This window comes from Streptomyces rubradiris (assembly GCF_016860525.1).
GTDB classification, from domain to species: Bacteria; Actinomycetota; Actinomycetes; order Streptomycetales; family Streptomycetaceae; genus Streptomyces; species Streptomyces rubradiris.
In genome coordinates this window covers 296,603-323,132 of sequence record NZ_BNEA01000015.1, presented here as the reverse complement: position 1 = coordinate 323,132, position 26,530 = coordinate 296,603, and the positions used below count along the sequence as shown (strand labels likewise).

Annotated in this window: 27 protein-coding genes and 2 pseudogenes; 18 read left to right on the top strand and 11 right to left on the bottom strand. The window is 72.8% G+C overall.

Annotated features, from left to right (window positions below):
* Positions 1 to 67 precede the first annotated feature (67 nt).
* The 4 genes from Srubr_RS14880 (at position 68) to Srubr_RS14865 (ending at position 5,821) form a co-directional block, all read left to right on the top strand.
* Complete coding sequence (locus Srubr_RS14880; RefSeq protein WP_189999081.1) at positions 68 to 1,660, top strand: FAD-binding oxidoreductase; 1,593 nt, start codon at positions 68 to 70, stop codon at positions 1,658 to 1,660.
* A 38-nt stretch (positions 1,661 to 1,698) separates the two neighbouring features.
* Positions 1,699 to 2,580 (top strand): diacylglycerol kinase family protein, encoded by an 882-nt coding sequence (locus tag Srubr_RS14875; RefSeq protein ID WP_189999079.1) that lies wholly within the window; start codon positions 1,699 to 1,701, stop codon positions 2,578 to 2,580.
* Between the two features lie 99 nt (positions 2,581 to 2,679).
* A complete protein-coding gene (locus tag Srubr_RS14870) occupies positions 2,680 to 3,051 on the top strand; it encodes an NUDIX hydrolase (RefSeq protein WP_189999078.1) in 372 nt (123 codons plus the stop codon).
* A gap of 244 nt (positions 3,052 to 3,295) precedes the next feature.
* Positions 3,296 to 5,821 (top strand): ATP-dependent Clp protease ATP-binding subunit, encoded by a 2,526-nt coding sequence (locus Srubr_RS14865; protein ID WP_189999075.1) that lies wholly within the window; start codon positions 3,296 to 3,298, stop codon positions 5,819 to 5,821.
* Positions 5,822 to 5,843: 22 nt separating this feature from the next.
* Here Srubr_RS14865 and Srubr_RS14860 read toward each other — a convergent pair whose 3' ends face one another.
* Both Srubr_RS14860 and Srubr_RS14855 read right to left on the bottom strand, forming a co-directional pair.
* A complete protein-coding gene (locus Srubr_RS14860) occupies positions 5,844 to 6,320 on the bottom strand; it encodes a GreA/GreB family elongation factor (RefSeq protein WP_189999073.1) in 477 nt (158 codons plus the stop codon).
* 264 nt (positions 6,321 to 6,584) lie between these two features.
* Entirely contained in the window at positions 6,585 to 6,938 is a 354-nt protein-coding gene (locus tag Srubr_RS14855) for an STAS domain-containing protein (protein ID WP_189999187.1), read from the bottom strand.
* Positions 6,939 to 7,325: 387 nt separating this feature from the next.
* Here Srubr_RS14855 and Srubr_RS14850 point away from each other — a divergent pair, with 387 nt between their 5' ends.
* Both Srubr_RS14850 and Srubr_RS14845 read left to right on the top strand, forming a co-directional pair.
* A complete protein-coding gene (locus Srubr_RS14850) occupies positions 7,326 to 8,258 on the top strand; it encodes an urea transporter (RefSeq protein WP_229926963.1) in 933 nt (310 codons plus the stop codon).
* 32 nt (positions 8,259 to 8,290) lie between these two features.
* Entirely contained in the window at positions 8,291 to 8,593 is a 303-nt protein-coding gene (locus Srubr_RS14845) for a LytR C-terminal domain-containing protein (protein ID WP_189999069.1), read from the top strand.
* Here the strand turns inward: Srubr_RS14845 and Srubr_RS14840 are convergent.
* Together Srubr_RS14840 and Srubr_RS14835 are read right to left on the bottom strand one after the other, a co-directional pair.
* A complete protein-coding gene (locus Srubr_RS14840) occupies positions 8,517 to 9,398 on the bottom strand; it encodes a DUF1206 domain-containing protein (protein ID WP_189999185.1) in 882 nt (293 codons plus the stop codon). The genes Srubr_RS14845 and Srubr_RS14840 overlap by 77 nt on opposite strands.
* A 96-nt stretch (positions 9,399 to 9,494) precedes the next feature.
* Positions 9,495 to 10,640: an MFS transporter gene (locus Srubr_RS14835; RefSeq protein ID WP_189999165.1), complete on the bottom strand. Its 1,146-nt coding sequence runs from the start codon at positions 10,638 to 10,640 to the stop codon at positions 9,495 to 9,497.
* Positions 10,641 to 10,894: 254 nt separating this feature from the next.
* Here Srubr_RS14835 and Srubr_RS14830 point away from each other — a divergent pair, with 254 nt between their 5' ends.
* Positions 10,895 to 11,557 (top strand): ScbR family autoregulator-binding transcription factor, encoded by a 663-nt coding sequence (locus tag Srubr_RS14830; protein WP_189999067.1) that lies wholly within the window; start codon positions 10,895 to 10,897, stop codon positions 11,555 to 11,557.
* Positions 11,558 to 11,624: 67 nt separating this feature from the next.
* Here the strand turns inward: Srubr_RS14830 and Srubr_RS14825 are convergent, their stop codons facing one another.
* Entirely contained in the window at positions 11,625 to 12,425 is an 801-nt protein-coding gene (locus tag Srubr_RS14825; protein ID WP_189999066.1) for an alpha/beta fold hydrolase, read from the bottom strand.
* A 45-nt stretch (positions 12,426 to 12,470) separates the two neighbouring features.
* On the opposite strand from Srubr_RS14825, the gene Srubr_RS14820 reads away from it, so the two are divergent.
* Positions 12,471 to 13,037: a hypothetical protein gene (locus tag Srubr_RS14820; protein ID WP_189999198.1), complete on the top strand. Its 567-nt coding sequence runs from the start codon at positions 12,471 to 12,473 to the stop codon at positions 13,035 to 13,037.
* Positions 13,038 to 13,118: 81 nt separating this feature from the next.
* Here the strand turns inward: Srubr_RS14820 and Srubr_RS14815 are convergent, their stop codons facing one another.
* Complete coding sequence (locus Srubr_RS14815) at positions 13,119 to 13,907, bottom strand: amidohydrolase family protein (protein ID WP_189999064.1); 789 nt, start codon at positions 13,905 to 13,907, stop codon at positions 13,119 to 13,121.
* Between the two features lie 98 nt (positions 13,908 to 14,005).
* Here Srubr_RS14815 and Srubr_RS14810 point away from each other — a divergent pair, with 98 nt between their 5' ends.
* On the top strand, positions 14,006 to 14,413 hold the full coding sequence (locus Srubr_RS14810) for a MerR family transcriptional regulator (RefSeq protein ID WP_189999062.1): 408 nt from the start codon (positions 14,006 to 14,008) through the stop codon (positions 14,411 to 14,413).
* Positions 14,414 to 14,686: 273 nt separating this feature from the next.
* On the opposite strand, the pseudogene Srubr_RS40735 reads toward Srubr_RS14810, so the two are convergent.
* Positions 14,687 to 14,977: pseudogene (locus tag Srubr_RS40735) on the bottom strand (DUF1684 domain-containing protein); the annotation flags it as partial.
* A 220-nt stretch (positions 14,978 to 15,197) separates the two neighbouring features.
* Between Srubr_RS40735 and Srubr_RS14800 the strand changes: the two are divergent.
* Positions 15,198 to 17,381, top strand: a complete 2,184-nt coding sequence (locus Srubr_RS14800; protein ID WP_189999060.1) for an MMPL family transporter — start codon at positions 15,198 to 15,200, stop codon at positions 17,379 to 17,381.
* Between the two features lie 275 nt (positions 17,382 to 17,656).
* Here Srubr_RS14800 and Srubr_RS14795 read toward each other — a convergent pair whose 3' ends face one another.
* Positions 17,657 to 18,076, bottom strand: coding sequence for a RidA family protein (locus Srubr_RS14795; RefSeq protein WP_189999059.1), 420 nt, complete (start codon positions 18,074 to 18,076; stop codon positions 17,657 to 17,659).
* Positions 18,077 to 18,399: 323 nt separating this feature from the next.
* On the opposite strand from Srubr_RS14795, the gene Srubr_RS14790 reads away from it, so the two are divergent.
* From Srubr_RS14790 to Srubr_RS14780, 3 genes are all read left to right on the top strand, one after another.
* Positions 18,400 to 19,122: an FAD binding domain-containing protein gene (locus tag Srubr_RS14790; protein ID WP_189999057.1), complete on the top strand. Its 723-nt coding sequence runs from the start codon at positions 18,400 to 18,402 to the stop codon at positions 19,120 to 19,122.
* A 53-nt stretch (positions 19,123 to 19,175) separates the two neighbouring features.
* Positions 19,176 to 19,637, top strand: coding sequence for an ATP-binding protein (locus tag Srubr_RS14785; protein ID WP_189999055.1), 462 nt, complete (start codon positions 19,176 to 19,178; stop codon positions 19,635 to 19,637).
* Between the two features lie 173 nt (positions 19,638 to 19,810).
* Positions 19,811 to 20,680 (top strand): MBL fold metallo-hydrolase, encoded by an 870-nt coding sequence (locus Srubr_RS14780; protein ID WP_189999054.1) that lies wholly within the window; start codon positions 19,811 to 19,813, stop codon positions 20,678 to 20,680.
* 98 nt (positions 20,681 to 20,778) lie between these two features.
* On the opposite strand, the gene Srubr_RS41685 is transcribed toward Srubr_RS14780, so the two are convergent.
* Complete coding sequence (locus Srubr_RS41685) at positions 20,779 to 21,420, bottom strand: hypothetical protein (protein ID WP_308439954.1); 642 nt, start codon at positions 21,418 to 21,420, stop codon at positions 20,779 to 20,781.
* A 781-nt stretch (positions 21,421 to 22,201) separates the two neighbouring features.
* On the bottom strand, positions 22,202 to 22,744 hold the full coding sequence (locus Srubr_RS14765) for a TetR/AcrR family transcriptional regulator (RefSeq protein ID WP_189999052.1): 543 nt from the start codon (positions 22,742 to 22,744) through the stop codon (positions 22,202 to 22,204).
* A gap of 95 nt (positions 22,745 to 22,839) precedes the next feature.
* Here Srubr_RS14765 and Srubr_RS14760 point away from each other — a divergent pair, with 95 nt between their 5' ends.
* The 5 genes and pseudogenes from Srubr_RS14760 (at position 22,840) to Srubr_RS40715 (ending at position 25,417) form a co-directional block, all read left to right on the top strand.
* Positions 22,840 to 24,084: an MFS transporter gene (locus Srubr_RS14760; RefSeq protein WP_189999050.1), complete on the top strand. Its 1,245-nt coding sequence runs from the start codon at positions 22,840 to 22,842 to the stop codon at positions 24,082 to 24,084.
* A 58-nt stretch (positions 24,085 to 24,142) separates the two neighbouring features.
* A pseudogene (locus Srubr_RS40730) lies at positions 24,143 to 24,421 on the top strand (class II glutamine amidotransferase domain-containing protein); the annotation flags it as partial.
* A 76-nt stretch (positions 24,422 to 24,497) separates the two neighbouring features.
* Positions 24,498 to 24,593 carry an asparagine synthase C-terminal domain-containing protein gene (locus Srubr_RS40725; protein WP_229926970.1) on the top strand — a complete coding sequence of 32 codons (96 nt, stop codon included), beginning with the start codon at positions 24,498 to 24,500 and terminating at the stop codon, positions 24,591 to 24,593.
* A complete protein-coding gene (locus tag Srubr_RS40720) occupies positions 24,594 to 24,818 on the top strand; it encodes an asparagine synthase-related protein (RefSeq protein ID WP_308439955.1) in 225 nt (74 codons plus the stop codon).
* Positions 24,815 to 25,417, top strand: coding sequence for an asparagine synthase-related protein (locus Srubr_RS40715; protein WP_229926968.1), 603 nt, complete (start codon positions 24,815 to 24,817; stop codon positions 25,415 to 25,417). Before Srubr_RS40720 ends, Srubr_RS40715 begins: the two co-directional genes overlap by 4 nt.
* A 71-nt stretch (positions 25,418 to 25,488) precedes the next feature.
* Here Srubr_RS40715 and Srubr_RS14750 read toward each other — a convergent pair whose 3' ends face one another.
* Positions 25,489 to 26,484 carry a hypothetical protein gene (locus Srubr_RS14750; protein WP_189999048.1) on the bottom strand — a complete coding sequence of 332 codons (996 nt, stop codon included), beginning with the start codon at positions 26,482 to 26,484 and terminating at the stop codon, positions 25,489 to 25,491.
* Positions 26,485 to 26,530: the final 46 nt, after the last annotated feature.

The window sequence follows — 26,530 nt, the reverse complement described above, 5'->3', positions numbered from 1 at the left end:
CCTTCCCGCACACGGCGCCCGAGCCGCACGAAGACCAGCTCACCGACCCTGTGAGGACGACCGTTCAATGGACATGCTGTGGAACGGCTGGGGCGACCCGGCCAAGGCGGCACCGCTGCCCGACACGGTGACCGGGCTGCTGCGCGACCTGCTCGGTGTCAAGCCGCGCGGCACGGCCGCCCCCGGCCTGGCGGACCTCCGCCCGCCCGCCGTCACGGCCCGGCCCGCCGCCCTGAAGGCCCTCGCCGAGGCCGTCGGCGGCACGGAGCACGTCCGCACGGACCCCGAGAGCCGCATCCGGCACACCCGCGGCAAGTCCACCCCCGACCTGCTGCGCATCCGCGCCGGAGACATCGCCGACATCCCCCAGGCCGTCGTCCTGCCCGCCGGTCACGACGAGGTCCTCGCCGTGCTGCGCGCCTGCGCCGCGCACGGCCTGGCCGTCGTCCCCTTCGGCGGCGGCACCTCCGTGGTGGGCGGACTCGCCCCGCACCGCGGCACGTTCGTCGCCCTCGACCTGCGCCGCATGAACGGCCTGCTCGACCTGGACCCCGTCTCGCGCACCGCCGTCCTCCAGCCCGGCCTGCGCGCCCCCGAGGCCGAACGGCGGCTCAACGCACACGGCTACACCCTCGGCCACTTCCCGCAGTCCTTCGAGTGGGCCACCATCGGGGGTTTCGCCGCCGCCCGCTCCAGCGGACAGGCATCCGCCGGATACGGCCGCTTCGACGAGATGGTGCTCGCCCTCACCCTCGCCACCCCCGAGGGCACCCTCGACACCGGCCGCGCCCCGCGCTCCGCCGCCGGACCCGACCTGCGCCAGCTGATCCTCGGCTCGGAGGGCGCCTTCGGCGTCATCACCTCCGTCACCGTACGCGTCCGCCCGCTGCCCGAGACCCGGGTGTACGAGGGCTGGCGGTTCGGCTCCTTCCAGGAGGGCACCGCCGCGCTGCGCCGGCTCGCCCAGGACGGGCCCCGGCCGACCGTGCTGCGCCTGTCCGACGAGACCGAGACGCTCATCGGACTCGCCCAGCCCGACGCGATCGGCACCGGCCCGGAGCAGGGCGACGCCGGATGCCTGGCGATCACCGGCTACGAAGGCACGGCGGAGGACACCGCGCACCGGCGCGCCCGCGCCGCTGACGTGCTGACGGCCTGCGGCGGCACCCTGATCGGCACCGAACCCGGCGAACGCTGGGCGCACGGCCGCTACTCCGCGCCCTATCTGCGCGACGCCCTGCTCGACGCGGGCGCCTTCGCCGAGACCCTGGAGACCGCCGCGTTCTGGTCCCGGATCCCCGAGCTGTACACGGCCGTCCGCACCGCCCTGACCGACTCCCTCACCCGGGCCGGCACCCCGCCGCTGGTGATGTGCCACATCTCCCACGTGTACGAGAACGGCGCCTCGCTGTACTTCACTGTCGTCAGCGCCCAGGGCGAGGACCCGGTGGCCCACTGGACGCCCGCCAAGCACGCCGCCAACGAAGCCGTACTGGCCGCCGGCGGCACCATCTCCCACCACCACGGGGTGGGCACCGACCACCGCGACTGGTACGTCCGGGAGGCCGGCCCGCTCGGCGTCTCGGCGCTGCGCGCCGTCAAGCGCCGCCTGGACCCCGACGGCCTGCTCAACCCCGGCGTCCTGCTGCCCACCGACTGACCCCGCCCGATCCGACCGCCTGCCTCGGAGGCCCACCGATGCGCCAGTTCACCGCCGTCGTCAACCCCACCGCGGGCGGCTCCACCGGGGCGGCGACCCTGCTCCGGCTGGCCCGGCTGCTCCGCGAGGCCGGGGCCGGGCTGGAGACGGAGTACAGCCACAGCCTCGCCCACGCCCAGGACATCGCCCGTGCGGCCGGTGGGCGCGGCCGGATCGTGCTGGCCGTGGGCGGCGACGGCATCGCCGGCGGCATCGGCGGCGCGCTCAGCGGCACCGGCACCGTCCTGGGCCTCGTGCCCGCCGGACGCGGCAACGACTTCGCCCGCGCGCTGCGTCTGCCGGCCGAACCCGAGGCGCTGGCGGACATCCTGCTGCACGCCGAGCCCCGGCCCGTCGACACCATCGAGGTGGAGTCGGCCGCCCACCCTCGCACGGTGGTGCTGGGCAGCGTGTACGCCGGTGTCGACGCGGAGGCCAACCGGCACGCCAACAACGCCCGGCTGCTGCGCGGCGCCGCCTCCTACTACGCGGGCGGACTGCGCGCCGTCACCTCCTGGCGGCCCGCCGACTACCGGGTCACCGTCGACGGCGCGGAGCACACCCACCGCGGCTACACCGTCGTGGCCGCCAACTCCCCTTATTACGGCTCGGGCCGGCTCATCGCCCCCGGTGCGCGGGTGGACGACGGGCTGCTCGACATCGTGCTGATCCGCGAGGCCCCGCGCCGGCTGTTCTTCGCCCTGATGAACGAACTGCGGACCGGCGCCCACGTCCGCCGCCCCGAGGTACGGGTGCTGCGCGGCCGGGAGCTGCGCATCGAGGCAGGCCGGCCCGTCCCCTACGGCGCCGACGGCGAGGTGGAGGCCACCCTGCCGGTCACCCTGCGGATCCGCCCCGCCGACCTGCCGGTCCTGTACTGACTCGCGCCCGCCAACTTGCCTGTGTCTTCCGGGGATTCACGGGGCATCACCCGCTCGTACCCGGGTAGGCGGAAGGTGCCTGGGAGGGGTGGTGGACCGATGACAGCGGAGCGGGCCGAGGGTGTGGTGCGGGCGGTCGTCGTGCACGACGGGCGGCTGCTGCTGATCCCGGAGAAGGACGGCTGGGGGCTCCCCTCGGGCACCCCGCAGCCGGCCGAGACACCCCAGGCCACCGCGGCGCGGGTCGTCTACGAGCTCACCGGCTACCTGGTCGACGGCACCGAGGCGTTGGACCCGGGGGACGGCGACGGCGGGACGGCCGTCCTGTGCCGGCTGCTGACCGACTCGCCGTCCGACGGCGGCCGGCTCACCCCGGACCACCTGCGCTGGTCAACGGCGGAGGAGACCACCGACATCTCCCTGCCGGCCCCCGTACGCCACTACCTCCAGGGCCACACACCCCCCATCTGAGCCCACGGCCCTGAGACCCGATGGTCCAACCCCCCTCCGACACGGCCCAAGGCCTCTCCGACCACGCCCGCCGGGCCGCTCCGCCCCCTCCCTCCGCTTGCGGTGCCGTCCGGCGGGGGGTTCAGTGAGGTAGGGACCCCTCGTGGGTCCCTCGCGTTGCCGACAGCGCGGATTGCCCTCGCGGACGCCGCTCGCGGAGATGCGCCGCGGACGGGCCGGCCCCCCACGCGCGCCAGGAGCTGTCATGTCGATGTCGTTCGGTGCACCGTTCGGTTCGTCGGACCCCTTCAGCGAGCTGCTGAACCGGTTCTTCGGTATGTCGCCGGCGTCATCGCCCCCGGCGGTGCAGCGCGTACCGATCGGACGGCTGCTGACCGAGTCCGCGCAGGAACTGCTCAACCTGGCCGCGCAGCGAGCCGCCGAGGACGGCACCCCCGACCTGGACACCGAACACCTGCTGTGGGCGGCCACCCGGGTCGAACCGTCGCGCCGGCTGCTCTCCCGGGCGGGCGTGGAGCCCGACGCGCTCGCCGCCGAGCTGGCCAAGGTGCTGCCCCGCGAGTCCGGCACGCCCTCCGCGCAACCGGGCCTGACGCCCGCGGCCAAGCGCACGCTGCGCGCCGCCTACGTCCGGTCGCAGGCCGCCGGTGTGTCCTACATCGGCCCCGAGCACATCCTCGGCGCCCTGATCGGCGACAGCGACACCGGTGCCGCCCGGCTGCTGCGGGCGGAGGGCCTGGACCCGGGGCGGCTGGCCGGCCTCACCGAACAGACGGCACCGCGCCCCGAGGCGGCCCCCGCCGAGCGCGGCCGGCCGGCCACCACCCTGGACGAGTTCGGCCGCGACCTGACCGAGGAGGCCAAGGCCGGCAGGCTGGACCCGGTCGTCGGGCGGGCCGAGGAGATCGAGCAGACGGTGGAGATCCTCTCGCGGCGCTCCAAGAACAACCCCGTGCTGATCGGCGAACCGGGCGTCGGCAAGACCGCGATCGTGGAGGGGCTCGCCCAGCGCATCGTCGCCGGCGAGGTCCCCGACACCCTGAAGGACAAGCGGGTCGTCGTACTGGACCTGTCGGGCATGGTCGCGGGCGCCCAGTACCGGGGGCAGTTCGAGGAGCGGCTGAAGAAGGTCATCGAGGACGTCCAGGCGGCCGGCGGCGACATCATCCTGTTCATCGACGAACTGCACACGGTGGTCGGCGCCGGCGCCACCGGCGAGGGTGCCATGGACGCGGGCAACATGCTCAAGCCGGCCCTCGCCCGCGGCGAACTGCACGTCGTGGGCGCCACGACCATCGACGAGTACCGCAGGTACATCGAGAAGGACGCCGCCCTGGAACGCCGCTTCCAGCCGGTGCTGGTCCCGGAACCCACCGTCGAGGAGACCGTGCAGATCCTCGAAGGACTGCGTGACGCCTACGAGGCACACCATCAAGTCCGCTTCGAGGACGGTGCGTTGACCGCCGCTGCCGAGCTCTCCGACCGGTATGTCAGCGACCGCTTCCTGCCCGACAAGGCCATCGACGTGATGGACCAGGCCGGCGCCCGGGTACGGCTGCGCGGCACCGGGCGCTCCACCGAGATCGTCAGCCGCGAGGACCGCATCGCCAAGCTGCGCCGGGAACTCGACCAGGCCGTGTCCGCCGAGGACTTCGAGAAGGCGTCGGAGATCAAGCGGCAGATCGCCGAGGTGGAGGGCGAACTCGCCGGCATCGAGGAGCGCCGCGAGGGCGTCGTCTCCGTGACGGCCTCCGACATCGCCGACATCGTCTCCCGCCGCACCGGCATCCCGGTCTCCCAGCTCACCGCCGGCGAGAAGGAGAAGCTGCTGCGCCTCGAAGAGGAGATGCACGAGCGGATCGTCGGCCAGGACGAGGCCGTCACCGCCGTCTCCCAGGCCGTGCGCCGCAACCGCGCCGGCATGGGCGACCCGAACCGCCCCGTGGGCTCGTTCCTCTTCCTCGGCCCGACCGGTGTCGGCAAGACCGAACTCGCCAAGACCCTCGCCGCCCTGCTGTTCGGCAGCGCCGACCGCATGATCCGTTTCGACATGAGCGAGTTCCAGGAGAAGCACACCGTCGCCCGGCTGGTCGGCGCGCCCCCCGGATACGTCGGCTACGAGGAGGCGGGCCAGCTCACCGAGAAGGTCCGCCGCCAGCCCTACAGCGTGGTGCTCTTCGACGAGGTGGAGAAGGCCCATCCCGACATCTTCAACACCCTGCTGCAGATCCTGGACGACGGGCGGCTGACCGACGCCCAGGGCCGCACCGTCGACTTCCGGCACTGCGTCGTCATCATGACGTCCAACATCGGCGCGCACCGCATCCTGGAGCACAAGGGCGATGTGTCCGATCTCAGGGGCGAGTTGATGGACGACCTGCGCGCCCGGTTCCTGCCGGAGTTCCTCAACCGGATCGACGACATCATCATCTTCCACGGCCTCACCGAGGACGACCTGGGCCGGATCGTGGACCACCTGCTCGACCAGAGCAAGCACAAGGTGCGCGCCCAGGGCCTGGATCTGGAGGTCACCGAGAGCGCCAAGAAGCTGCTCATCGCCCACGGCCACCAGCCGGAGTTCGGGGCCCGCCCGCTGCGCCGTACCATCCAGGCGGAGCTGGACAACCGCATCGCCACCCTCCTGCTCGGCGACGAGGCCGGACCCGGGGACACCATCGTCGCCGACGTGCGGGACGACTCGCTGCACTGCTCGGTGCGCCGCGGTGCCCCACAGGAACCCGCCGGCTCCGCCCCGGCACCGGCCGGGTGACGGCCGGGGACCTGTCAGGACGTCAGGAGGACGTGGGCTCGCCGATCGAGACCAGGACCGCCGTCGCCGGCCCGTCCGGGGTGTCGTAGCGCACGGTGTCCCCGGGCCGGCGGCCGAGCAGGGCCCGGCCGAGCGGGCTGTCGGCGGTGACCAGCGTCTGGTCCAGCGCCTCGGCCACCTCGCCGATCCGCAGCGTCTCCGTCTCGCCGTCCGGGAAGCGGACGGTCACCGTGCTGCCCACGCCCACCACGTCGGTCGGGGCGGGGCCGGCCGACGCGGCCTCGCGCAGCCGCTCGGTGATGTCCTCGATACGGCGGTCCAGGCGCCCCAGTTGATCGGCCCGCCGCAACTGGTCGGCCTGGTCGGCCTGGTCGCCGGCCGACGCGGAGGATTCCCGGAGCGTTCCGGCGACCAGCCGGCGTTCGTCCCGCAGGTCGGCCAGCTCCTGCTCCAGCGCACGGCGGGCCTGTGCGCTGATCGGCTCCGGGTCACCGGTCATGACGTCTGCTCCTCTGCGGGACGGGTAACCGGAAGAAAGAGTCCGGCGTTCCGCATCATAAGCGGATCAATCGCTCCCAGAGTGTACGAAGGGACATACCGGGTTAGTGTGCTGCTGTTCCGTCTCCGGGCCGAAGCCGGCCCCCCGGAAGGCGCGGAGGGAGGTGCCCCATGTCCTCGAAGCGACGCCGCAAGAAGAAGTCACGCCGCAACCACCCCGCCAACCACGGGCGGCGCCCGCAGTCCTGACGCCCCCGGCGGTCCCTCACTCCTCCAGGGCGTCACGGACGCTCGGGTAACAGGCGATCAGCGGGGTGAGGCCGACGATCTCCAGGGTGCGCAGGACGGACCCGCGGACGCCCGCCAGCCGTAGCCAGCCCGCCGGCTGATGGGCCTGGTGTCCGGCGATGAGGACGTTGATACCGCTGGAGTCCATGAACGGCACACCGCTGAGATCCGCGACCGTGCGGGCCCCCGCCGCGGGGTCCGCCGGGGTGAGGGCGTCCCGGAGCACGCCCGAGGTGTGGTGGTCGATCTCGCCGGTCACCGTGACGACGGTGACCCCGTCGATGGTGGACCGGAGGACGGACAGCCGCTCCGGTCCCGCCTGCTCGTTCATCTGCGCCGTGTCCGCCACGCGTTTCCTCGTCTCGCTCGCCGATCCGGGGCCCGGTCCCGGGCCTTCCCCGCCGGGGTCCGCCGCCGGCCTTTCTCACCGGCCTTACCGGGCCGTGCCCCGCGCATTCCTCAGCGGGCGGCTGCCCCGGATCGCACGGAAGATGCCGACCGAGCGTGCCGCGCTCCGGCGCGTGTCCGCCCACCGGCTCACCACGGCAGGACATCTCGACAAGTCGATACCGTATGCCGGAAAATGCGTACCGCACTACGGAATCGTGGGGGATTGATGAGGGGGCGGAACGTGCGGTGGTCGGACGGTGTCCGGTGGGGGCGTCGAGGGCGGGGCGGGGGCTCGGGACGGTGGCTGGCGCGTGGACCGGCCCAGGTGATGTTCCTCGCCGACGCGCGGACCGGCGCGGTCTTCTGCCTCGCCCTGGCCACGGCCGACTGGCGCTACGGCGGCTACGCCCTGGGCGGTGCCGCCCTGGGCACCGGTACGGCACGGCTGCTGCACGTCGCCCGGGACCGGGTGGAGCAGGGACTGGAGGGGTACAACTCCTGCCTCGTCGCCCTGTGGTGCGCGGTGTTCCTGGGCGCGGGCCGGCTGTCCACGGCGCTGCTCGCCGCCGCGGCCGGCGTGGTGACCGCGGTCGCCACCGCCGCCGTGGTCCGGCTGCTGCACGGGTTGCGGCTGCCGCCGCTCACCCTGCCGTACTGCCTGCTGGCGAGTGCGGTCACCATCGCCGCACCCGCCTTCCGGCGCGTCCGGCCGCACGACGCCGGCCTCGCCGCGCTGCCCGGCCCGGCCACGGGACCGACCGCGCCGCACTGGGAGGACCTGTGGCGGGCCTTCTTCCGTAACATCTCCCAGGTCTTCTTCCTGGACCAGTGGTACGCCGGGGCGCTGCTGCTCCTGGGGCTGTTCCTGGCCGACCGGGTGGTGGGCCTGCTGGCCTGCGCCGGCAGCGTCACGGGCATCCTGACCGCGTGGGCGCTCGGCGCACCGGCGGCCGGCATCGCCGACGGCACGCTGGGCTGCAACGCGGTGCTCGTCGCCGTCGCCCTGTGCGGCGTGTTCCTCGCGGCGACCCGGGCCACCCTGCTGTACGCGCTGCTCGGCGCCGCGACGGCGACCGCCGTGACCCCGGCCGTCGCCCATCTGCTCGCCCCCTCCGGCGGCCGGGCGTTCACCTGGCCGTTCGTGCTGACGACCCTCTGCTTCCTGGCCGCCGCCCGCTCCTTCCCCCGGCTGACCGGCCGGCCCCCCGCCCCGGACGAGGTGCGCCCGCAGCTGCCCGGCGCGACGGCGCGGGCCGCGTAGACCGCCGGGCGGCGGAGCCGACCGCCCGGACCATGCCCGTGCACTCCCCGCTGCCCAGCCGGACCGGGCGCCGGGGTGCGCCGCTCACCACCGGCTCCGGCGCCAGGCCCAGGGCAACCGAGCCCGCCGCGCGGATCGCGGTGACCGTACGGAACGGCACCGGTATCACCGGCCGTGCCCGGCCCCTCGCCGACGCCCTCACCGGCCGGGACTTCCGCTCCGCCACCACCGGCAACGCGCCCGGCCCCTGCAAGACGGTCACGCTCGACGGCGTCGCCATGACCCCGGCCCGGGCATGCGCCACGGCCAGTGCCGGGCCCGACTCCGGCGGCTGACCCGCCCGGCCGGCCGGCCGCCGTGCCCGACCCTGCGCCAGCGGGCCTCGCACCAGCAGAAGAGGCCGAACGCGGCCAGCCCCAGCGCGACCAGCGCGAGCAGCCACGGTCCGGCCGGCAGATCCCGGAAGGCGCGCAGCGTGTCGTCCACGCCCTTCGCCTGCCCCGGCTGATGACGCACGGCCGCGACGACGGCGAAAACACCGGCCGCCGCGAACACGATCCCGCGAGCCGCGCCCCCGGTCACCCCGAGGGCCCCGACCACCCGCCGGGTCCGCCCGGACAGCGCCTGGGCCCGCAGATCCTTCAGGAACTTCCGGCGTACGGCCCGCACCGAGATCCACAGCCCGGCGACCACCACGCCGGCCCCGGCGAGGCCGAGCAGCCACTGCCCGCCGGGCCACTCCAGCACCCGGGCGGTCACATCGTCGGTCTGCCGGTCGGACGAGCCGCTGCCGCTGCCCCGGTCCCCGGCCGCGTAGGCGAGCACCGAGTAGGAGACGAAACCGTAGAACAGGAACCGGAACAGGGCCGCCGCCCGCCGGGAGACCTTGGAGCCGTCGGGGCCCGTCGTGCCGAACACCGCCTCCGACAGCTGCCATACGGCCAGCCCGGCCAGCGCGGCGCCCACGATCCACAGCAGTGCCACCCCGAACGGCCGCCCGGCCAGCTCGCCGAGCGCGCCGCCCCGGTCGGCCTGCCGCTCGCCGCCGGCGCCGCCCAGGGCGATCCGCAGCGCGATCACCGCGACCAGTACGTAGAGCAGGCCGCGCGCCGCGAAACCGGCCCGGGCCGCCACGGCCATGGGTCTGCTGTCCGCGGCCCGGGCCGAAGAGCGTAGTACGTCCATACACCGCCGGTGCCCCCGCGTCCCGCCCCGACACCTGCCCGGGCGGGCCGCTCAGCGCGGTGCGGCGCCGGTACCGCCTACGGGACGCCGTCGCCGGCCCGCCAGGTCTCCGCCGAGCAGCACCACACCGGCACCCGCGGTCAGCAGCCCGCCGGCGAGGAAGACGCCCCGCGGGCCGGCGTGCGGCAGGAGCAGCGCCCCCAGCGCGGCGCCCGCCGCGATCCCGGCGTTGTAGCAGCCGGAGTTCGCCGCGAGCGCGAGGTCCGTACGGCCCGGGGCACAGTGCAGCATCGCGTTCTGGGCGGCCATGAACACCGGACCGAGCGCCCCGCCGGTCAGCACCAGGAACAGCACCGCCGCCGCGGGCCGGTCACCGGCCGCGTACAGGCCGAGCATGCCCACGGTCTGCACGGTCACGGCGGCGGTGAGCGCCGCGCGCGGGAAGCGGTCCAGCGCCACGGCGGTGACGCCCACCCCGGCCAGGCACGCGGTACCGAAGACCGAGAGCAGCACACTGACCGTGTCCGGGGTGAAACCGCTCACCCGGTCCAGGAACGCCACGATGTACGTGTATCCCGCGAAGGCGCCGGTGGCGGAGAGGAACCCCGCCGCCAGCACGGCCCTGAACCGGCGGGCGTCGGGCCCGGCCGCGTACGCGGCGGGCTCCTCCTCCGGGGGCGAGGCCGGCAGCAGGGCGGCGATCGTCACCAGGCAGAGCAGACCCGGCACGGCCGGCAGCGCGAACGGCAGCCGCCAGCCGCTCAGCCGGCCCAGCCAGGTCGCGGCCGGAACGCCGAGCACCAAGGCGAGCGAGCCGGCCACGGACAGCGCCCCTACCACCCGCCCGCGCACCTCCGGCGCGAACAGGCCCACCGCCACGGGTCCCATCACGGCCCAGAACAGTGCCTGCGCCAGGGCGGCCAGCAGCCGCCCGGCGAGCAGGATGCCGTACGAGCCGGCCAGCGCCGACACCAGGCTGGAGACCACCAGCGCGGCCAGCAGCCCGGCGAGCACATGGCGCCGGGGCACCGCCCGCAGGACATGGGCGAGCGGCACGGAGGCCACGGCCACCGCCAGGCCGTACCCGGTGACCAGGAGACCGGCCGCCGGTACGGACACCCGCAGGCTCGCGGCGACGGGCTCCAGCAGGCCGACCGGCAGGCTCTCCACCGTGTTGAGGGTGAAGGCGGCCACCATCAGGGCCGCGAGCACGGCCGCCCGGCGCCAGGCAGCCGGCCGCGCCGCGACCCCGCGCGCCGCGTCCGCCCCGGCCCCTCGTGGCTCTCGCATGGCACCGTCCATGGCAGAACCCCACCGTGCCCACCCGCCCCACCGCAACCGAATTCACCCGCCGCCGGGCTCGCCCCCAACGGCCGTCGGCCGCCCAGATGTTGACCCAGCGTGCGGTACAGTACGTACTGTTCGGTTTGGTTTCCGGCCGGGGAGGGTGTGTGGCTCAGCAGGACCGGGCTGTCCGGACCCGGAGTGCCGTGCTGCGGGCCGCGGCGGCGGTCTTCGCCGAGCGCGGATACGCGGCCGCCACCATCTCGGAGATCCTCAAGCGGGCCGGTGTCACCAAGGGCGCCCTGTACTTCCACTTCGACTCCAAGGCGGCCCTCGCACAAGGGGTGTTGCAGGAGCAGTTGACGCCCGAGCACCACCTGCCCCGCGACCTGAAGTTACAGGAGTGGGTGGACGCGGGCATGACCCTGGCCAGGCGGCTGCCCCGGGAACCCTTCCTGCTCGCCGGCGTCCGGATCTCCGCCGACCGGCCCGGCCGTGACGTGCTCGGCAGCGCCTGGCCGGCCTGGGCACGGCTGACCTCGCACGCGCTCACCGAGGCCAAGATGCGGGGCGAGGTGCTGCCGCACGTGGTGCCCGAGAAGACGGCCCAGGTGTTCCTCGGCGCCTGGGTGGGCGCGCAGTTCGTCTCGCAGACCCTCGCCGGCTGGGCGGACCTGGACGACCGCACGGCGGCGCTGTACAGCCACCTCCTCGCCGCGATCGCGGCCCCACCCGTCCTCACCCGGCTCGACACCGCCCCGGACCGCGGCGCCCGGGTGATCGCCGAGGCCCGGCAGCGGTCCGGGGACCTGTCGTGCATCGCCTGCTGACCCGGCCGTAGGACCGCCCGGCAAACCGTACGGGTGGTTTGCTCCGGGGCCCGGCCCGGCACGCCCGTCACACGGGCCCGGAGAGGAATCCCTCCAGCATCTCGCGCAGCACCTCGGGCCGTTCCATGTGCAGATCGTGCCCGGTGCCGGGGACACTCACCGCCACGGTCGGCGCTCGCTCCGCGAGCATCGCGTCGATGTCCGGCCCGGGGATCAGGCTCGACCGGGCGAACACGGCCAGGGTGGGACAGCCGACCCGCCGCCACGCGGGCAGGGAGGACCGCCGGGCGGTCTCCGCCAGCGCGGCGACCATCACGTCCCGGTCGAACCGGGGTCGCCAGCCGTCCTCGTGTCGCTCCAGGCCGGCTGCCCAGCCCTCGCCCACCGGGCCGCCGCCGAAGAAGGCGACCGCCGCCGCTCGGGAGCGGAACGGCACCGGCCACGAGTCCAGCCACGCGCCGATGGTCGCGGGAGCGCGGGGATCGGCGGCGCGGGGTGCGGCCTCGACGAGCACGAGTGCCCGGACCAGCGCGGGGTGGGCGGCGGCGGTCAGCAGTGCCGTGTGACCGCCCAGCGACTGCCCGACCAGCACGGGCCGGTCCAGCCCCAGCCGCGCGGCGACCGCCACCACGTCCGCCACGAAGGCCGCGGGCGAGACATCGCCGGGGTGCCGCTCGCTGGCCCCGTGCCCGCGCTGGTCGACCGCGACCACCCGGTGACGCCCCGACAGCCTCTCCGCCAGGGCGTCCCACTCACCGGCGTGGCCGGCCAGCCCGTGCAGCAGCACCACGGCGGGCCCCCGACCGCCCCCGTCACGGCAGACCAGCCGGACCCCGTCCCGGACCACCACCCGCTCCGACCACTCCACAAACCGGCTCCCTCATCACCGTCGTTCGCCGTTCCCGACCGGGCGATGCTAGCGGCCGAGCGGGCGGCGGCCGAGACGATGGACGTCGTACGCGGCGAGCAGCAATCCACTGTCCGCATCGGTACGAGCGTGGGGCTCGGGCCGCGTCTGGACGGAGCGCTCACCGCGCTGTCGGAGCAAGCGCCATGGTTGCTCGTCGAACTGGTCAGCGGCCCCACGACGACCCGGATGCGGCAGGTGCGTGACGGGTACCTGCACGCCACGTTCGTGCGCGGCGCCGACCGCGCCCCGGGCCTCGAACTGCTGTCCCAGGCCGCCGTGCAGCCCGTGCACCGGATCGCTTTCCGGCCCTTCGCCGACCGGGCCAGGGTGCCGTCCCTGCCGACCTACCTGGCGACGCGCCCCGACCCGCCGTCCCGTCGGCTCACGGCCCTGCTTCAGGCGTGCAACCAACAGGCAGAGCAGACCGACACGGGCTCAAGGAGGCGCACTTCCAGGACGGCGGCCGTCGCGCCGGCTCCTTGGAAGAGGTCCGCCTCACGGACATCGAGTGGCTTGAGTTCGAGCTGCAGCAGCCGCGTCCCCGAACCATCCGCGGGCCTCTGTGACTGAGCGCTTCAGCCGGCGAGTGAGGGTTCGGGCCGGCGGGCTTGCTCACCCGGCCGACTGAAGCGCCCGCGAGCCGGTCCCGCGTCAGCCGAGCCCGACCAGCTCTGCGATCGTTCCGCCGAGTACCCGGTCGCGTATCTCGCCGGGGCTGGTAACTCGTTCCACCAAGGCCCGGGTGAGGACCGGGTCTCCGTACGGTGCGTCCGAGCCGAACAGGGTCCGGTCCGGGATCTCCTTGATGGCCAGCCGGACTGCGAAGACGATGTTGGCCGTCGACAGCTCCAGGTACATGTTCGGGGTGTTCCGCACCAGTTCGACGGCCTGCATCCAGTGCCGGCCTCCCAGCTGGCTGACCACCAGCGGGACGCCCGAGTACCGGCCGGCCAGCGCGGCCAGCGTCGCCAGGTCCTCCGCGGTGGTCGGCGCGAATCCGTGCACGACCACGGGCAACCGCCCCTGGTCGGCCGCTGCCCGGAGCACCGGTTCGATCAGCCCTGCTCCTCCCGGCGGCGGCGTCAGCTCCCCGATCCCGCGCAGTCCACGGCCGATCACCTCCTGTTCCACGATCGCGGCTGTCTCCTCCGGCCCCAGACCCAGCGGCACCGACAAGAACCCGATGAACCGCTCCGGCTGCGCGGCGAGCGCGGCGTCCAGCTCCCGCCACGCCCCCCGGTACGCCTCGACCGTGCCGGCCCGGCCTCCGAGCGCCTTCTCCAGGACGGCCATCTCCCGGCGCAGTGCGGCCAGGTCGTGGGCGCGCTCCGGGTGCGGCCGGGTGGCGAACAGGACGGCGCGGTCGACTCCGGCTTCGTCCAGCAGCCCCACATGCACCTCGACCGGATCGTGGACATGACTGTGCGCGTCAATGATCACTGATTCGTTCCCTCCGTCTCGACCGATCCGGAATTCGGCCGGTCAAGGCACTGTTGCTCCTTGACACCGTTGGAAGGTCAAGTCGAAAGGGGCGGTCGGTGCTGATCGGGGAGCTGTCACGCCGGACCGGAGTCAGCGAGCGGCTGTTGCGCTATTACGAGCGGAGGGAACTGATCCACGCCGACCGCCGTGCCAATGGCTACCGCGAGTACGACGACCAGACAGTGGAGACAGTGCGCTGGGTCCGCGCCCTGCTCGCCGTCGGCCTGCCCACCCGCGTCATCCGCCAGGTCCTGCCCTGCACTGACGACGCGACGACGCTTCTGCCCTGTCCCGGTGTCCTCACCAGCCTGCGCGACCAGTTGAACATCCTCGACCAGCGTGCCGACGACTTGGAGACCGCCCGTAGTCTGCTCCGCCAGACGATCGCTGCCATCGAGAACACGCCTGATCGGGCTCCGGCGCCGGGTGCCCGAACTCCGCGGAGCTCGCCCACCGGGGAGTGACGCTCGCGCCGTCGACCGTTGAGGACACGATGGAGAAGAACATCGACACCGTGACGGAATGGTCCGGGATCCAGGTACGTTCCGCCTGGTGGTACTTCGACGCCTCCGCCCTGGCACCCGGCACCTCACCAGGCGCCCGTCCGGCTCACGGCTGTCCGCCGCGCTCCAGGGGGATGCACTCGCCGGCCTCCACCGCCACCGGCAGCCGGTTCCCGCCGGGCGGGAGGGGCAGGTCTCCAGGTCGGTGTAGGCGCACGGCAGGTTCCCGGCGCGGTCGAAGTCGAGCGTGACCGTGCCATCGGCGCCGGGCGCGTCGATGTACAACGAGCGGTTCGCCGCGTACGTCGTCATGCCCGAGGTGGCGTCCGTGAACAGCACCATGAGGCCGCCGGGACCCCTGCCGTTGAACGGTGAGCCGGTGCCACGCGCCGGCCGGCTCGACTCGGCCTTGCCGGGGGAGTCGTAGACGTGCTCCAGGCCCTCGTCGGCGGCACCGACGGTGACCGGCCGCGGTGCGTCGTCGAACCGGGCCGCTTCCGGGCCCAGCCAGTGCGGGCCGTTCATCCCGGCCACGGCACCGCATGTCGGGGGCATATACCGGTGGTTGGACCGTTCTGCCGCGCGCTTGGGCCTGCCGATGAGGGGAAGTGCGGGACCGGTCATTAGGATGTGACACCAAGACAACCATGCGACCGGCCCGTTCGACGCGTGCCGGTCGGGGTCGCCGATGCCAGGGTCCGCTCCCCGGGCTGCGGTGATCTTCCTTCCCAGGAGGACCCTCCGCATGTTCCGACGAATAGGCAACGCCGTCGTCCGTCATCCCATTTGGACGATCGTGGCGTGGCTGATCGCCGCGGTGGCGATAGTCGCCACCGCACCGAGCCTGCCCTCGAACAGTGACGAGAGCAGTTTCCTACCCAAGAGTTACGAGTCCATCAAAGCGGCGGACATCCAGCAGAAGGCGTTCCCCAGCGCCTTCACCCCGTCCGCGATCGCGCTCTACCAGCGCACCGACGGCGGCAAGCTCACCGCCGCCGACCAGAAGGATGTCGCCCGGATCACCACCGAGCTGGGCAAGAAGCACATCGACCAGGTGCAGAAGGTCGTCCCCGGCCCGCCGTCGAAGGACGGCAAGTACACCATGACCCTGGTGCAGATGGACAGCAAGAACGCCGGTCAGCCCAAACAGGCAGACGCGGCGAAGGAGTTGCGCGAACAGGCCAAGGAACTGGCCAAGGGCACGCAACTCGACGTCAAGCTCGGCGGTTCCGCGGCGCAGGCACTCGACCAGCAGGACTCGTCCAAGCGCGGCGAGGCGTTGATCGGTATCGGCACCTTCGTCATCATCCTGGTGACCCTGCTGATCATCTTCCGGGCGCCGATCCTCGCCGTACTGCCCCTGGTGCTGATCGGCCTGGTGTCCGCCGTCGCCAACGGCCTGATCGCCTACGCCACCAAGCTGTTCGGCCTTGAGGCCAACAGCTCGATCTCCTCGATCCTCATCGTCGTACTCTTCGGCGTCGGCACCGACTACTTCCTGTTCCTGATATTCCGCTACCGAGAGAGCCTGCGTGCCGGGGACGAACCCAAGCAGGCCATGATCAACGCGGTGGACCGGGTCGGCGAGGCCATCGCCTCGGCGGCCGGAGCGGTCATCATCGCCTTCCTCGCCCTGGTGCTGTCCACGCTGGGCTTCCTGAAGCAGATGGGCCCGGCGCTCGCCATCGCGGTCGGCGCCACCCTGGTCGCCGGCCTGACCCTGATCCCCGCCGTGGTCTCGCTGATCGGGCCCAAGGTCTTCTGGCCGTCGAAGTCCTGGCAGAAGGAGCCGCAGAACGCCCGCTTCGCCGCCCTCGGCCGCGGTGTCCAGCGCCGCCCGGCGCTGACCGCCATCGTCTCCGGTCTCGTGCTGCTGGTCCTGTCCATCGGCAGCCTCGGCTACAAGGCCACCTTCGACCTGGCCTCGGGCTCCATGCCCAAGACCAAGGAGTCCATGGTCGTCCAGGACGAGATGCAGAAGGCGTACTCGGCGGGTGCGGCGGCTCCCACCGACGTCTATCTGTCCAGCACCGACGGCAAGCAGCTGGACGGGTCCCGGTTCAAGGAGTACGCGCGGAAGCTGGGTGAGGTGGACGGCGTCGCGAGCGCCCGCATGACCCAGCTCAACAAGGAGGGCACCACCGCCGACTTCACCGTCACGCTGAAGTACGAGGCGTCGACGGACGAGGCGATCGACGCCGTGGGCCGGGTCCGCGACGTCGCGCACTCGGCGGCGCCCGACGGCACCGAGGCGTTCGTCGGCGGCATGTCCTCGATCTACAAGGACATCGACGAGGCGGTCAACCACGACTACCGGACGGTCTTCCCGGTCGCCGCCATCCTCATCATGGTCATCCTGGGGCTGCTGCTGCGCAGTGTGGTCGCACCCTGGTACCTGATCGCGTCCGTGGGCCTCGGCTTCGGCGCCACCCTCGGCGCCACCGTGTGGATCTTCCAGGACTGGCAGGGCCACTCGGGTCTGATGTTCATGCTGCCGGTGATCATGTACCTCTTCGTGGTCGCGATCGGCACCGACTACAACATCCTCATGATCGCCCGGCTGCGTGAGGAGGCCCGCGAGGGCCGGGATCCGCGCGAGGCGGCGGGCATGGCCCTCCGGCATGCCGGGCCGACCGTGGCCGCCGCGGGCTTCATCCTGGCGGCGACCTTCGCCACGATGATGCTGGCGGGCAACTCGCTGCTGTCGGAGATGGGCTTCGCGGTCTCCTTCGGCATCGTGGTGGCCGCGTTCGTCATGGCGATGTTCTTCACCCCGAGCCTCACGGCCCTGATCGGCCACGCCGCCTGGTGGCCGGGCCACGGGGACCGGGCCGAGACGCCGGGGGCCGGGGCCGCCGGTTCCGGTACGGTCCGGCACGGCGAGGACCGGGACACCACCGCCCACGATCCGGCGGGCCGCCGCGGCTAGCGGCGACCACGACGGAGAGAGGAGCCCTGCCGGGCCGCTTGGCCCGGCAGGGCTTTTTTCATGCCGCTTCCCGGCCGGATGCCGTTTCCCGGCCGCTTCCCGCTTACTGCCCGGTCACCTGGCGCCGGTCCGGAGTGTGCGCACCGGTGCCGGTCGTCGTCCGGGCCGTGGCCGTCGGCCATGCGTCGTACCCTCGGCCGCCGCGGCCCGTACGGGCACCGGCGCTCGGGGGCGTTGGGCGACGAGCGGAACGCAGTGATGCGGGCGGGCGCCCGTCACACCTCCGGCGCGGCCGGGCGGACGGCGACCGCGTCGACCTCGAACAGCATGCCGGGCAGCGCGAGAGACGCCACGCCGCTCAGCGTCTGGGCCGGCAGCCGGTCCCCGAAGCGGGCGAGCAGGGCCTTGCCGAGGACTTCCAGCTTCGCGGCGTCGTGGTCGACGACGAACGTGCCGAGCCGGACGACGTGCTCGTACCCGAGCCCCTCCGCCTCCAGGGCCAGCCGCAACCGGTCGAAGGCCAGCTCGACCTGCGCGGCGAAGTCACCGGGCACCGGGGCGCCGGTGGCGTCGGAGGCGTACTGGCCCGCGATGAAGACGAGCGCGCCGGGCGCCGAGACGGCGTGGCTGTAGCCGAACGGGGTCGGGTCGTGCAGGGTGGCCGGGTTGGTGATCGTGCGCACGTCGCGGGCCATGGATGGTGCTTCCTTCCGTCGGGCACGGCCGCCCCGGGGCGGGGCACGCCGCATGCGGTACGAGGGCGGCAGTCGCCTCCCGACTCTCCAACACCCGCCGGTCACCGGCCATTCCGCCCTCCCCGAGGCTGCTTGCCGGCTCCGTTCCGGCGGTCGGCCGGCGCGGCGTGAGCGCGCGCCGCATGCACGTGTGAGCCCTGTACGCGCCCCCCGCCGCGCGAGAAGACTCGCAGTCGGCGGGCAGGTGGCCGTCGGCCGTCCGCCCGGCGTCCCGAGCCCGCGGACATCTCGCGTCCAGACCCCAGAAAGGCAGGTCGGCCACTGTGCTGTTGCGTCTGCCCACGTCCGTACCGGAAGCCCAGCAGTGCCTTGCCGACGGGGCCGTGCCGATCGGCGGGGCGACGCTCCTCTGGGCGACCTGGCAGCGCGACGGATTCCCCCAACTCGCGGTGTCGCTGCGGCAGGTGCCGGAGGCGAACGCCGTCGGGCGGGAGACTCTGGGCGGCGCCGTGCTGCTGCACCGGATCGACGCGACCGTGCCGGACGTCCTGCGGCTGGCCGCGGCCACCATCGGCACCGGGGCCGTGCGGCGGACCGCCACGGTCGGCGGCAACATCGTCGGCAGTACGCTGCGCTGCCTGCTGCCGCCCGCCCTGGTCCTGGACGCCCGGGCCACGGTCCTGGAGCCCGAGGGGGTGCGCGAGGCGGACCTGGCGGAGGTGGTCGCCAAACGTCCCGTGCTGCTCGGTCTGCGCTGGCGCACGCCCCTCGTCTCGGCCTACCGCAAGCTGCCCGCCGAGCCGGGCGGGGAGCCGCCCCTCGTCGTCGCCTCGGCCCTGCACGCCGAGGACGGTGAGCGGCGCCGCCTGCGTGTCGCCGTACGGGACGGCTACGACGTGCTCACCGGCACCACCCGGTGCGACACCGGCGCCGAGGACGCCCTCGACGCCCTGCGCGGCACGGCCCTCGGCGACCTGCCGGACACCGCGTGGGAGGCCGTCCGCCCGCAGGTCACCGGCCTGCTGGAGGGCGGCGGGCAGCACTGAGGGCCGCCCCCGGGAGGCTCGGCGCCGGGCCGGCGGCGTGTCACAGTGGCGATATGGCGACACAGGCGGACCTGGCGGTACTGGTCGGGCTGCAGGCCTCCGGGAAGTCCACGTTCTACGCGCGGTGCCTGTCCGGCCGGTACGAGCTGGTCGGCAAGGACCTGTTCCCGCGCGGGGCGAGGAACAAGCAGGCCCGGCAGATGCGGCTGGTCACGGAGCACCTGGCGGCGGGCCGGCCCGTGGCCGTGGACAACACCAACCCGTCGCCGCGGGAGTGGGCGCCGCTGGTGGCGGCGGCGCGGGCCCACGGGGCCACCGTCACGGCGTACTGGTTCCCGCCTGACGTGCCGGGCTCCCTGCGCCGCAACGCCGCCCGCGAGGGCCGCGGCCGGGTCCCCGACGTCGGCGTCCTGGCCACCCTCGAGCGGCTGCGCAGACCCTCGGTGGCGGACGGGTTCGACGCGGTGCATGAGGTGCGGTTCGACGGACGGGGCGGCTTCGAGATACGACCCTGAGCCGGCCGGAAGATCATCCGCCGCGGAGCGTGTGGCGTCCGGCCGCCCAGAGCGGCCGGGCGCGGAAAGCACAAGATCGGTACGGGCTTCCGGTTCCGGCGGCCGGCGGGTACCCCTGGAACCGGAAGGGGGCGGCCTCGGCCGGGGGCCGCCCGCGAGGAAGGAGCCCAGCCGTGGACGGATGGTATGTGGACGACCGCTGCACGAACTGCGATGTGGCCCGGCAGTTCGCGCCCGAGCTGATCGACGAGGCCGACGGGAAGTCCCGGATCCTGCGCGCCCCCGCCGACGAGGCGGAGAACCGGCGCCTGCACGCGGCGGTCTTCGCCTGCCACACCCGCTCGATCCGGCCGGCGACCGGCCGCGTGGACCCGTCGCTGGACCCGTTCCCGCTGGCCCTGGACGACGGCGTGCTGATCTGCGGCCACAACTCGACGCACACCGCCGGCGCCAACTCGTACCTGCTGCTGCGGCCGTCCGGCACCCGGATGATGATCGACACCCCGCGCTGGAGCAGTGCACTCGCCGAACGCTGGACGGCCGGCGGCCCCGTCACCGATGTGCTGCTCACCCACCGCGACCACGCCGCGCACGGCCGCCGCTACGCCGACCACTTCGGCGCCCGGCTGTGGATCCACGAAGGAGACCTGGACGCGGCGCCGGACGCGGACCAGGTGATCCGCGGCCTGGAGCCACAGGAGATCGCCGAAGGCGTCACCGTCCACCCCCTGCCCGGACACACCCGGGGCAGCGTCCTGTACCTCGCCGACGACCGGTACTGCTTCAGCGGCGACAGCTTCTACTGGTCGCGGACCACCGGGGACCTGGAGGTCGCCGACAGCGTGACCTGGTACTCCATCGAGGAACTGGCCGCGTCCCTGGCCAGGACGGCGCACCGGCTGCGGTTCGAATGGGTGCTGCCGGGCCACGGCGACCGCAACCGCCTGCCGGCCGACGAGATGTCCCGCCGCCTGCGCGCCCTGACGGATCGCACCCGCCTGCTGCGGCCCCGGCCGGTCGACTTCAGGGCGCTGCGCTGGTGAGCGGCAGGAGCATCCGTGACGCCGAACCTGCCGGGCCGTCGAGGGATGAGACCCGATGGCCCGGCAGATGGCGATTCATGAGCGGTGCGGCGCGGTGGTCAGCGCCATTCGGCCGGGAGACCGCTCAGCTGCTCCAGGATGTCCCACTGCGCCGGCCTCGCCTCGGGCACGGCCCAGGGCGCTCCGATGCCCACCCAGTAGCCGCGCAATGTGCGGATCTCCCGAAGCTTCCGGAGATCGCCGGGCGTGCCGAGGTCGCCGATCCCCGACTCGGTGCCGCAGCAAGGACAGACGGTCTCGGTCGGCTCGCCGTCGCTCCAGAACGTCGGCCCTTCGAACCCGCAGATCCGGCACACGGTCTCGGTGCCCAGTGAAACGTGGTCCGACCTGCTGCCGATCTGCCGCGCACGGTCGATGGGCGGCGGCGTTGGCGTGCGCCACTTGGAAGGGATGTTCCCGACCTGCCCGAGCAGGTCCCAGTCTCGGGGCTTGTTCCAGGGGGCGCACCACTGGGCGCCGGTTCCGAGCCATAGGCCGCGAGAGTGATGAAGACCTTCGACCCCCCTCCACGAGCCCGGCTCCGCGCCGAAGTCGGCGATACCTGACTCGTTCCCGCAGCTGTCGCAGATGGCGGCCGTGGGCCAGCCGTCCTCCCAGAACCGCTCCTTGTCGAACCCGCAGATCCGGCAGAAGTCCTCGATGGCTTCGCCGTAGACCTTGGTCTGTGGTTGTGTCCCCACCCTCACTCCTGTGCTTGGCCCCCTGCTGGTTCCCCATCTTGCCGTACTCGACCTGCCCGTCGACCCGTTGGGGCGCCGCCCGGCCGTGGTCTCCCCGTGCTCACCACCACGCACGGAACGGCCGCGGCCGAAAAGCTGACGCAGGAACAGCTCTGCGCGCTGTCCCGCTACGAAAGCGTGATGGCCCTGGACACCCGCCTGCACGAGACGATCCGGGCCGTCAACCGGAGCCGCCACCAGGACAGTCCCAGCACATCGCCTTCGGCCGCGAACTGGTCTCGGCCCTCTTCACCGAGGTCGAGAAGAACTCGACCGAGCAGGAACCGGCCGACGTGGCGGCCTACATCAAGCGGTACATGACGTACAGCTTCGAGTCGCTCCCACCACGCGGTTCGACCTGGGCACCGGCGACGCGCTGGTCGTCCTGTCACCGGACGAGACCGACCTCCTCAGGGAACTGGACGCCGCTTTCTTCGGCTGGGGATGTGCGCGGGGCGCCCGCGAGATCCTCCCGCCGCCGGTCTACCCGGTCGGGGCCCTGGAGAAGTTCGGCGTCTGCACGAACTTCCCCCACCTCGCCCTGGTGGGAACCGGCCTCGACCTCGACACGGGCTCCGCCAAGCCCTCGGAGGGCCGGTTCGCTCCCAAGACACCATCGCCCGGTTCACCGAAGAATCCTGGAGTTCTCCCGGGCTGTCCCGCGGCCTGGAGAAGGTGGCCGCGACGGACTCTGAGGTATGTGACTGACGGCCGGACGGGCGTGTACGAGGCGGTACGACGGTCAGGACAGCAGTCTCTGAGCCATCTGCCGGGCCCGCCGGAAGGGCTCGACGCTGCGCTCGCTCATCGCGGTGACCACGGCCCCGTCCATGAGCAGCGTGAACTGTTCCGCCAGCTCCGGCGCCCCGGCGTGGCCGGCGTCCGCGATCAGGCCGCGCACGTAGTCGGTCACCTTGCGCTTGTGCTCGACCGCGAGCCGGTGCACGGTGCTGCCGGGCTCCTTCGCCATCTCCGCCATGGCGTTGATGAAGGCGCAGCCACGGAACGAGCTGTCCTCCGCCCCCTCGGCCAGGGCGTCGAAGACGGCCAGGGGCGCGCCGCCGCGGGCCTCCACCCGCTCCCGCAGCCACCGCCTCCAGTGCTCGTCCCGGCGCCGCAGGACCGCGGACACCAGGTCGTCCTTGCCGTCGAAGTGCCGGTAGAGGGAGGCGCGTCCGACGCCGGAGTGGCTCAGCAGGCGCTCCAGGCCCACTCCGTTGATGCCCTCCTCGTAGAAGAGCTCATCGGCTGCCTGGAGGAGGCGGTCACGTGCGCGAGTCGGCATGTGGCCAGGGTAGTCGCCCTTGACGCTAAACGGTACCGACCGATACCGTCCGCCGAAATGGTACTGATCGGTACCGAAATCGAGGAGGGTTCATCGTGAGTAAGTCCGTTCCGGACCGGAAGAGCGGGACGCCTGGGGGGAAGACCGACGAGGGAGAGTCCGCCGCACCGTGGCGGGGAGTCCTCGTCCTGGCATTCGGTGCCTTCGCCATCGGTACGGACGAGTTCGTGCTCGCCGGTGTCCTGCCGGAGTTAAGCGATTCCCTGTCCGTGGGCATCACCACCGCCGGGCAGGTGGTCACCGTGTTCGCGCTGACCTGCGCGGTGATGGCGCCGATCCTGGGCACGCTCACCGCCGCCTGGCCGCGTCACAAGGTGCTCAAGCTGTCCGTGCTGGTCTATCTGCTGGGCGTCGTGGGGACCGGTTTCGCACCGTCGTTCCCCGTGGTCCTGGCGGCCCAGGTGGTCGCCGCCGTCGGTGCGGGCCTCTACATCCCGGCGGCCAGCGTCACCGCCTCCGCGCTGATGGGGCCCGGACGCCGCGGCCGGGCCATCGCCGCCGTCACCACCGGACTCACCGCCGCCACGGCGCTGGGCGCTCCGATCGGGACCGTGGTGGGCAGCGTCTTCGACTGGCGGGCCACAATGTGGTTCATCGCCCTCCTCACCGTGCTGAGCCTGTTCGGCGTGTTCGCCCTCGTGCCGGCGGTGGTCGTAGGGGCTCCGGGCGGTCTGCGCCAACGCCTCGCGCCGCTCCGCGACCGCCGCGCGGTCGCCGTGCTCGCCGCGACGCTCGTCGCCTTCACCGCGGCCTACATCGTCTACACCTACATGGCCGAGGTGTTCGCCCCCGCCACCGGCGGCGACGGCCGGAAACTGGCCATCCTCATGTTCGCCTTCGGCCTGACGGGCATGGTCGGCAATTACTACGCCGGGACGCTGGCCGACCGGTTCGGGGCACGTGTGGTGGTGGGCGGCTCGATCGTCCTGCTGGCGGTCAGCCTCCTCGTGGTGCCGCTCGCCACCGGCTCGTTCGCCGCGGCGGCCGTCGTCATCGTGGTGTACGGCATGGCGGCATGGGGCATCACCGCGCCGCAGCAGTCGCGCCTGATCTCCCTCAACCCGGAGTCGGCTCCCCTCCTGATCTCCCTCAACGCCGCGTTCCTCTACCTCGCCATCGCCCTGTCCGGCGTCATCGGCGCGGTGGGCCTCAACACCATCGGGGCCCGGAACATCAGCCTGATCGGCGCCGCGGTGGCCGTGCTCGCGCTGGGCCTCTCCGAACTGGGGCACCGGCTGGCCAAGAGCTCGCCGGAGCGGACGGCCAAGGTCGCCGCGTAGCCGGCCGGCGTGTCATCCGGCCCGCAGTGAAGGGCGTTCCCATGTGCGGAATCGCTGGATGGGTGGACTTCGAAGTGATCGACATCGAGGGCGGCCGGCAGCCGATGCGCACCTCGGAGACCGGTCCGGACGGCGAGAGCCGCTCGTGGTCGTCAGCTACAGCGGCGAGGTGTACGACTTCGAGGACCTCCATGAGGAACTGGTCCTCCTGGGACACCGCTTCCGCATCAGGAGCGACAGCGAGGTCGTGCTCCGCGCCTACCTCCAGTGGGGCAGCGATCTCGTCGACCGCTTCGACGGGATGTACGCCTTCACCCTGTGGGACACCCGGACCGAGGAACTGCTCCTGGTCCGGGATCGTCTCGGGATCAAGCCGCTCTTCTACGTCGGCCGCGCGGGCTTCGCCAGGAGGCGTGCTGGAGACTCGACATCCCGGCAGTGTCGCGAGGGTGCGGGAGATCCTGGAGGACGCGGTCGCCCGGCAGATGGTGTCCGACGTGCCGCTGTGACTGCTGCTGTCGGGCGGCCTGGGCTCCAGCGCGCTGACCGCGCTCGCCCAGCGTTCGCCGGACGCCGGCGGCGGGGGACGGGTCCGCGCGTTCTCCGTCGACTTCTCCGGCCTCGCCGAGAACTTCCGGCCCGAGCCGTTCCGGGAAGCGCCCGACGCTTCCACGCCCCGGTCGCCTCGCAGGCCGACACCTACCCCTGGCACGCGATCAACAAGGTTCCGGTGAGCGAGCAGGCCACGAGCTTCCTGGACCCCGCCCCGGTCAAGGAGTCGAACCTCGCCGACCAGTACCGCAGCGCCGCGAACGAGGTCACCCACCTGCCCGGTGACAGCCCGGTCGAACGGCGGATGAGGCTGGCGAGTTACCTGGACATCACCCGCTTCCTGCAGATGATGCTGGACCGCGAGGACCGGATGAGCATGGCGACCGGCCCGGAGGTCAGGGTCCCGCTGTGCGACCACCGGCTCGTCGAGTACGTCCACAACGCGCCCTGGTCGGTGAAGACGTTCGAGGGGCGGGAGAAGAGTCTCCTGCGGCACGCGGCCAAGCACCTGCTGCCGGAGTCGATCGGCCAGCGCCGCAAGGCGCCCTACCCCTCGACCCAGGACCCCGGGTACGACGAGGCGGTCAACCGGGAACTGAGCCGGGTCGCCGCCGACCCCGGCGCCGCCCCTGCTGAACGTCGGGGCGATCCGTACCCACCTCGCCAAGCCGGTCGGCACCCCGTACTCGACGACGCAGCGTTCCGTCTGCACGGAGACCCCCGTGCGGCTGAACGCCTGGATGGAACTCCACGGCGTCGATCCGCGCGGCCTGTTGTCTGAGGCCCGGCGACCGCCAAGACGAGGGCGGGAGGGCGTCCGCCCGGACACCCTCCCGCCGCACGCCCGGCGGATCAGAACTCCTCGTCGCCGAACTCTTCGTCGCCGAACTCTTCCTCGCTCATGCCGGGCGTGGAGAGAAGGCCCTGCATGATCTGCTTCATGTCCAGCACCTTGGCGTCGGCCGGCGCGGTGGGCCTGATGCCGTCGCTCATCCGCAGGACCAGGCCCAGCTTCTTGACCTTGGCGGTCTCGGCCAGCTTGGCGAGGTCCACGTTCACCTCGGTCAGCTCACCGTTCTTCAGCGTGAAGTCCGCCGTCACCTTGGCGTTGGGGGCGTCCTTCAGGTCCTTCTCCGTCGGCAGGTCCATGCCCGGCGGCAGGTCCTTCGCCAGCGGGCGGATGCCGCCGATCATCTTGGTCATGAGCGTGCGGAACGGGGCCGTGGCGGTGATGTGCTCGGTGTCACCGTCCCCCTCGGCCGCCTTCAGCTTCACCTCGCGGGCGACGATGTCCCGCAGGGTGTTCATGAGCTTCTTCTGCGTCTTGGCGTCCAGGGACGGGGTGGGCGAGGGGCTCTCCTCGTCCTCCCCGCCGCCGAGGCCGGCCTTCTCCATCTCCTTGACGCTGAACTTCACCCACTTGCCCTGCAGGACGTCCTTGAGGGCCCCGGCCTCCGGCGGCAGTTCGTCGGCGGGCGGGACGGGGCTGCCCGACAGCTTGCGGAAGGCGTCGGGGTCGGCGCGGAGGTAGATGAAGTCACCGATCATCCGGTACTCGGCGAGGTCGCCGGCCGGGCTGCTGATCTTCATGGCCATGCCGACGAGGTCCTTCTCACCGGACTCGGCGAGCGGCTTCTTCGACTCCACGGTGAGCGTGATCTTCGCGTCGCTGATCAGCTTCGCGGCCTCGTCGGGGATCTCGTCACCGGGCTCCGGCTCGGACTTGGCGTCCAGCGCCTTCAGGGTCGCGGCGTCGGTGTCCAGGTCCAGCTCGAAGGAGAGCGTCTTCTCCTCGCCGAGCTTGTCGAAGGCCTTGTCGAGCTTCTGGCCGGCGGAGAGCTGCTCCACCGTTCCGCAGGCGGCGGAGCCCGCGAGGACGGCACCGACTACGGCG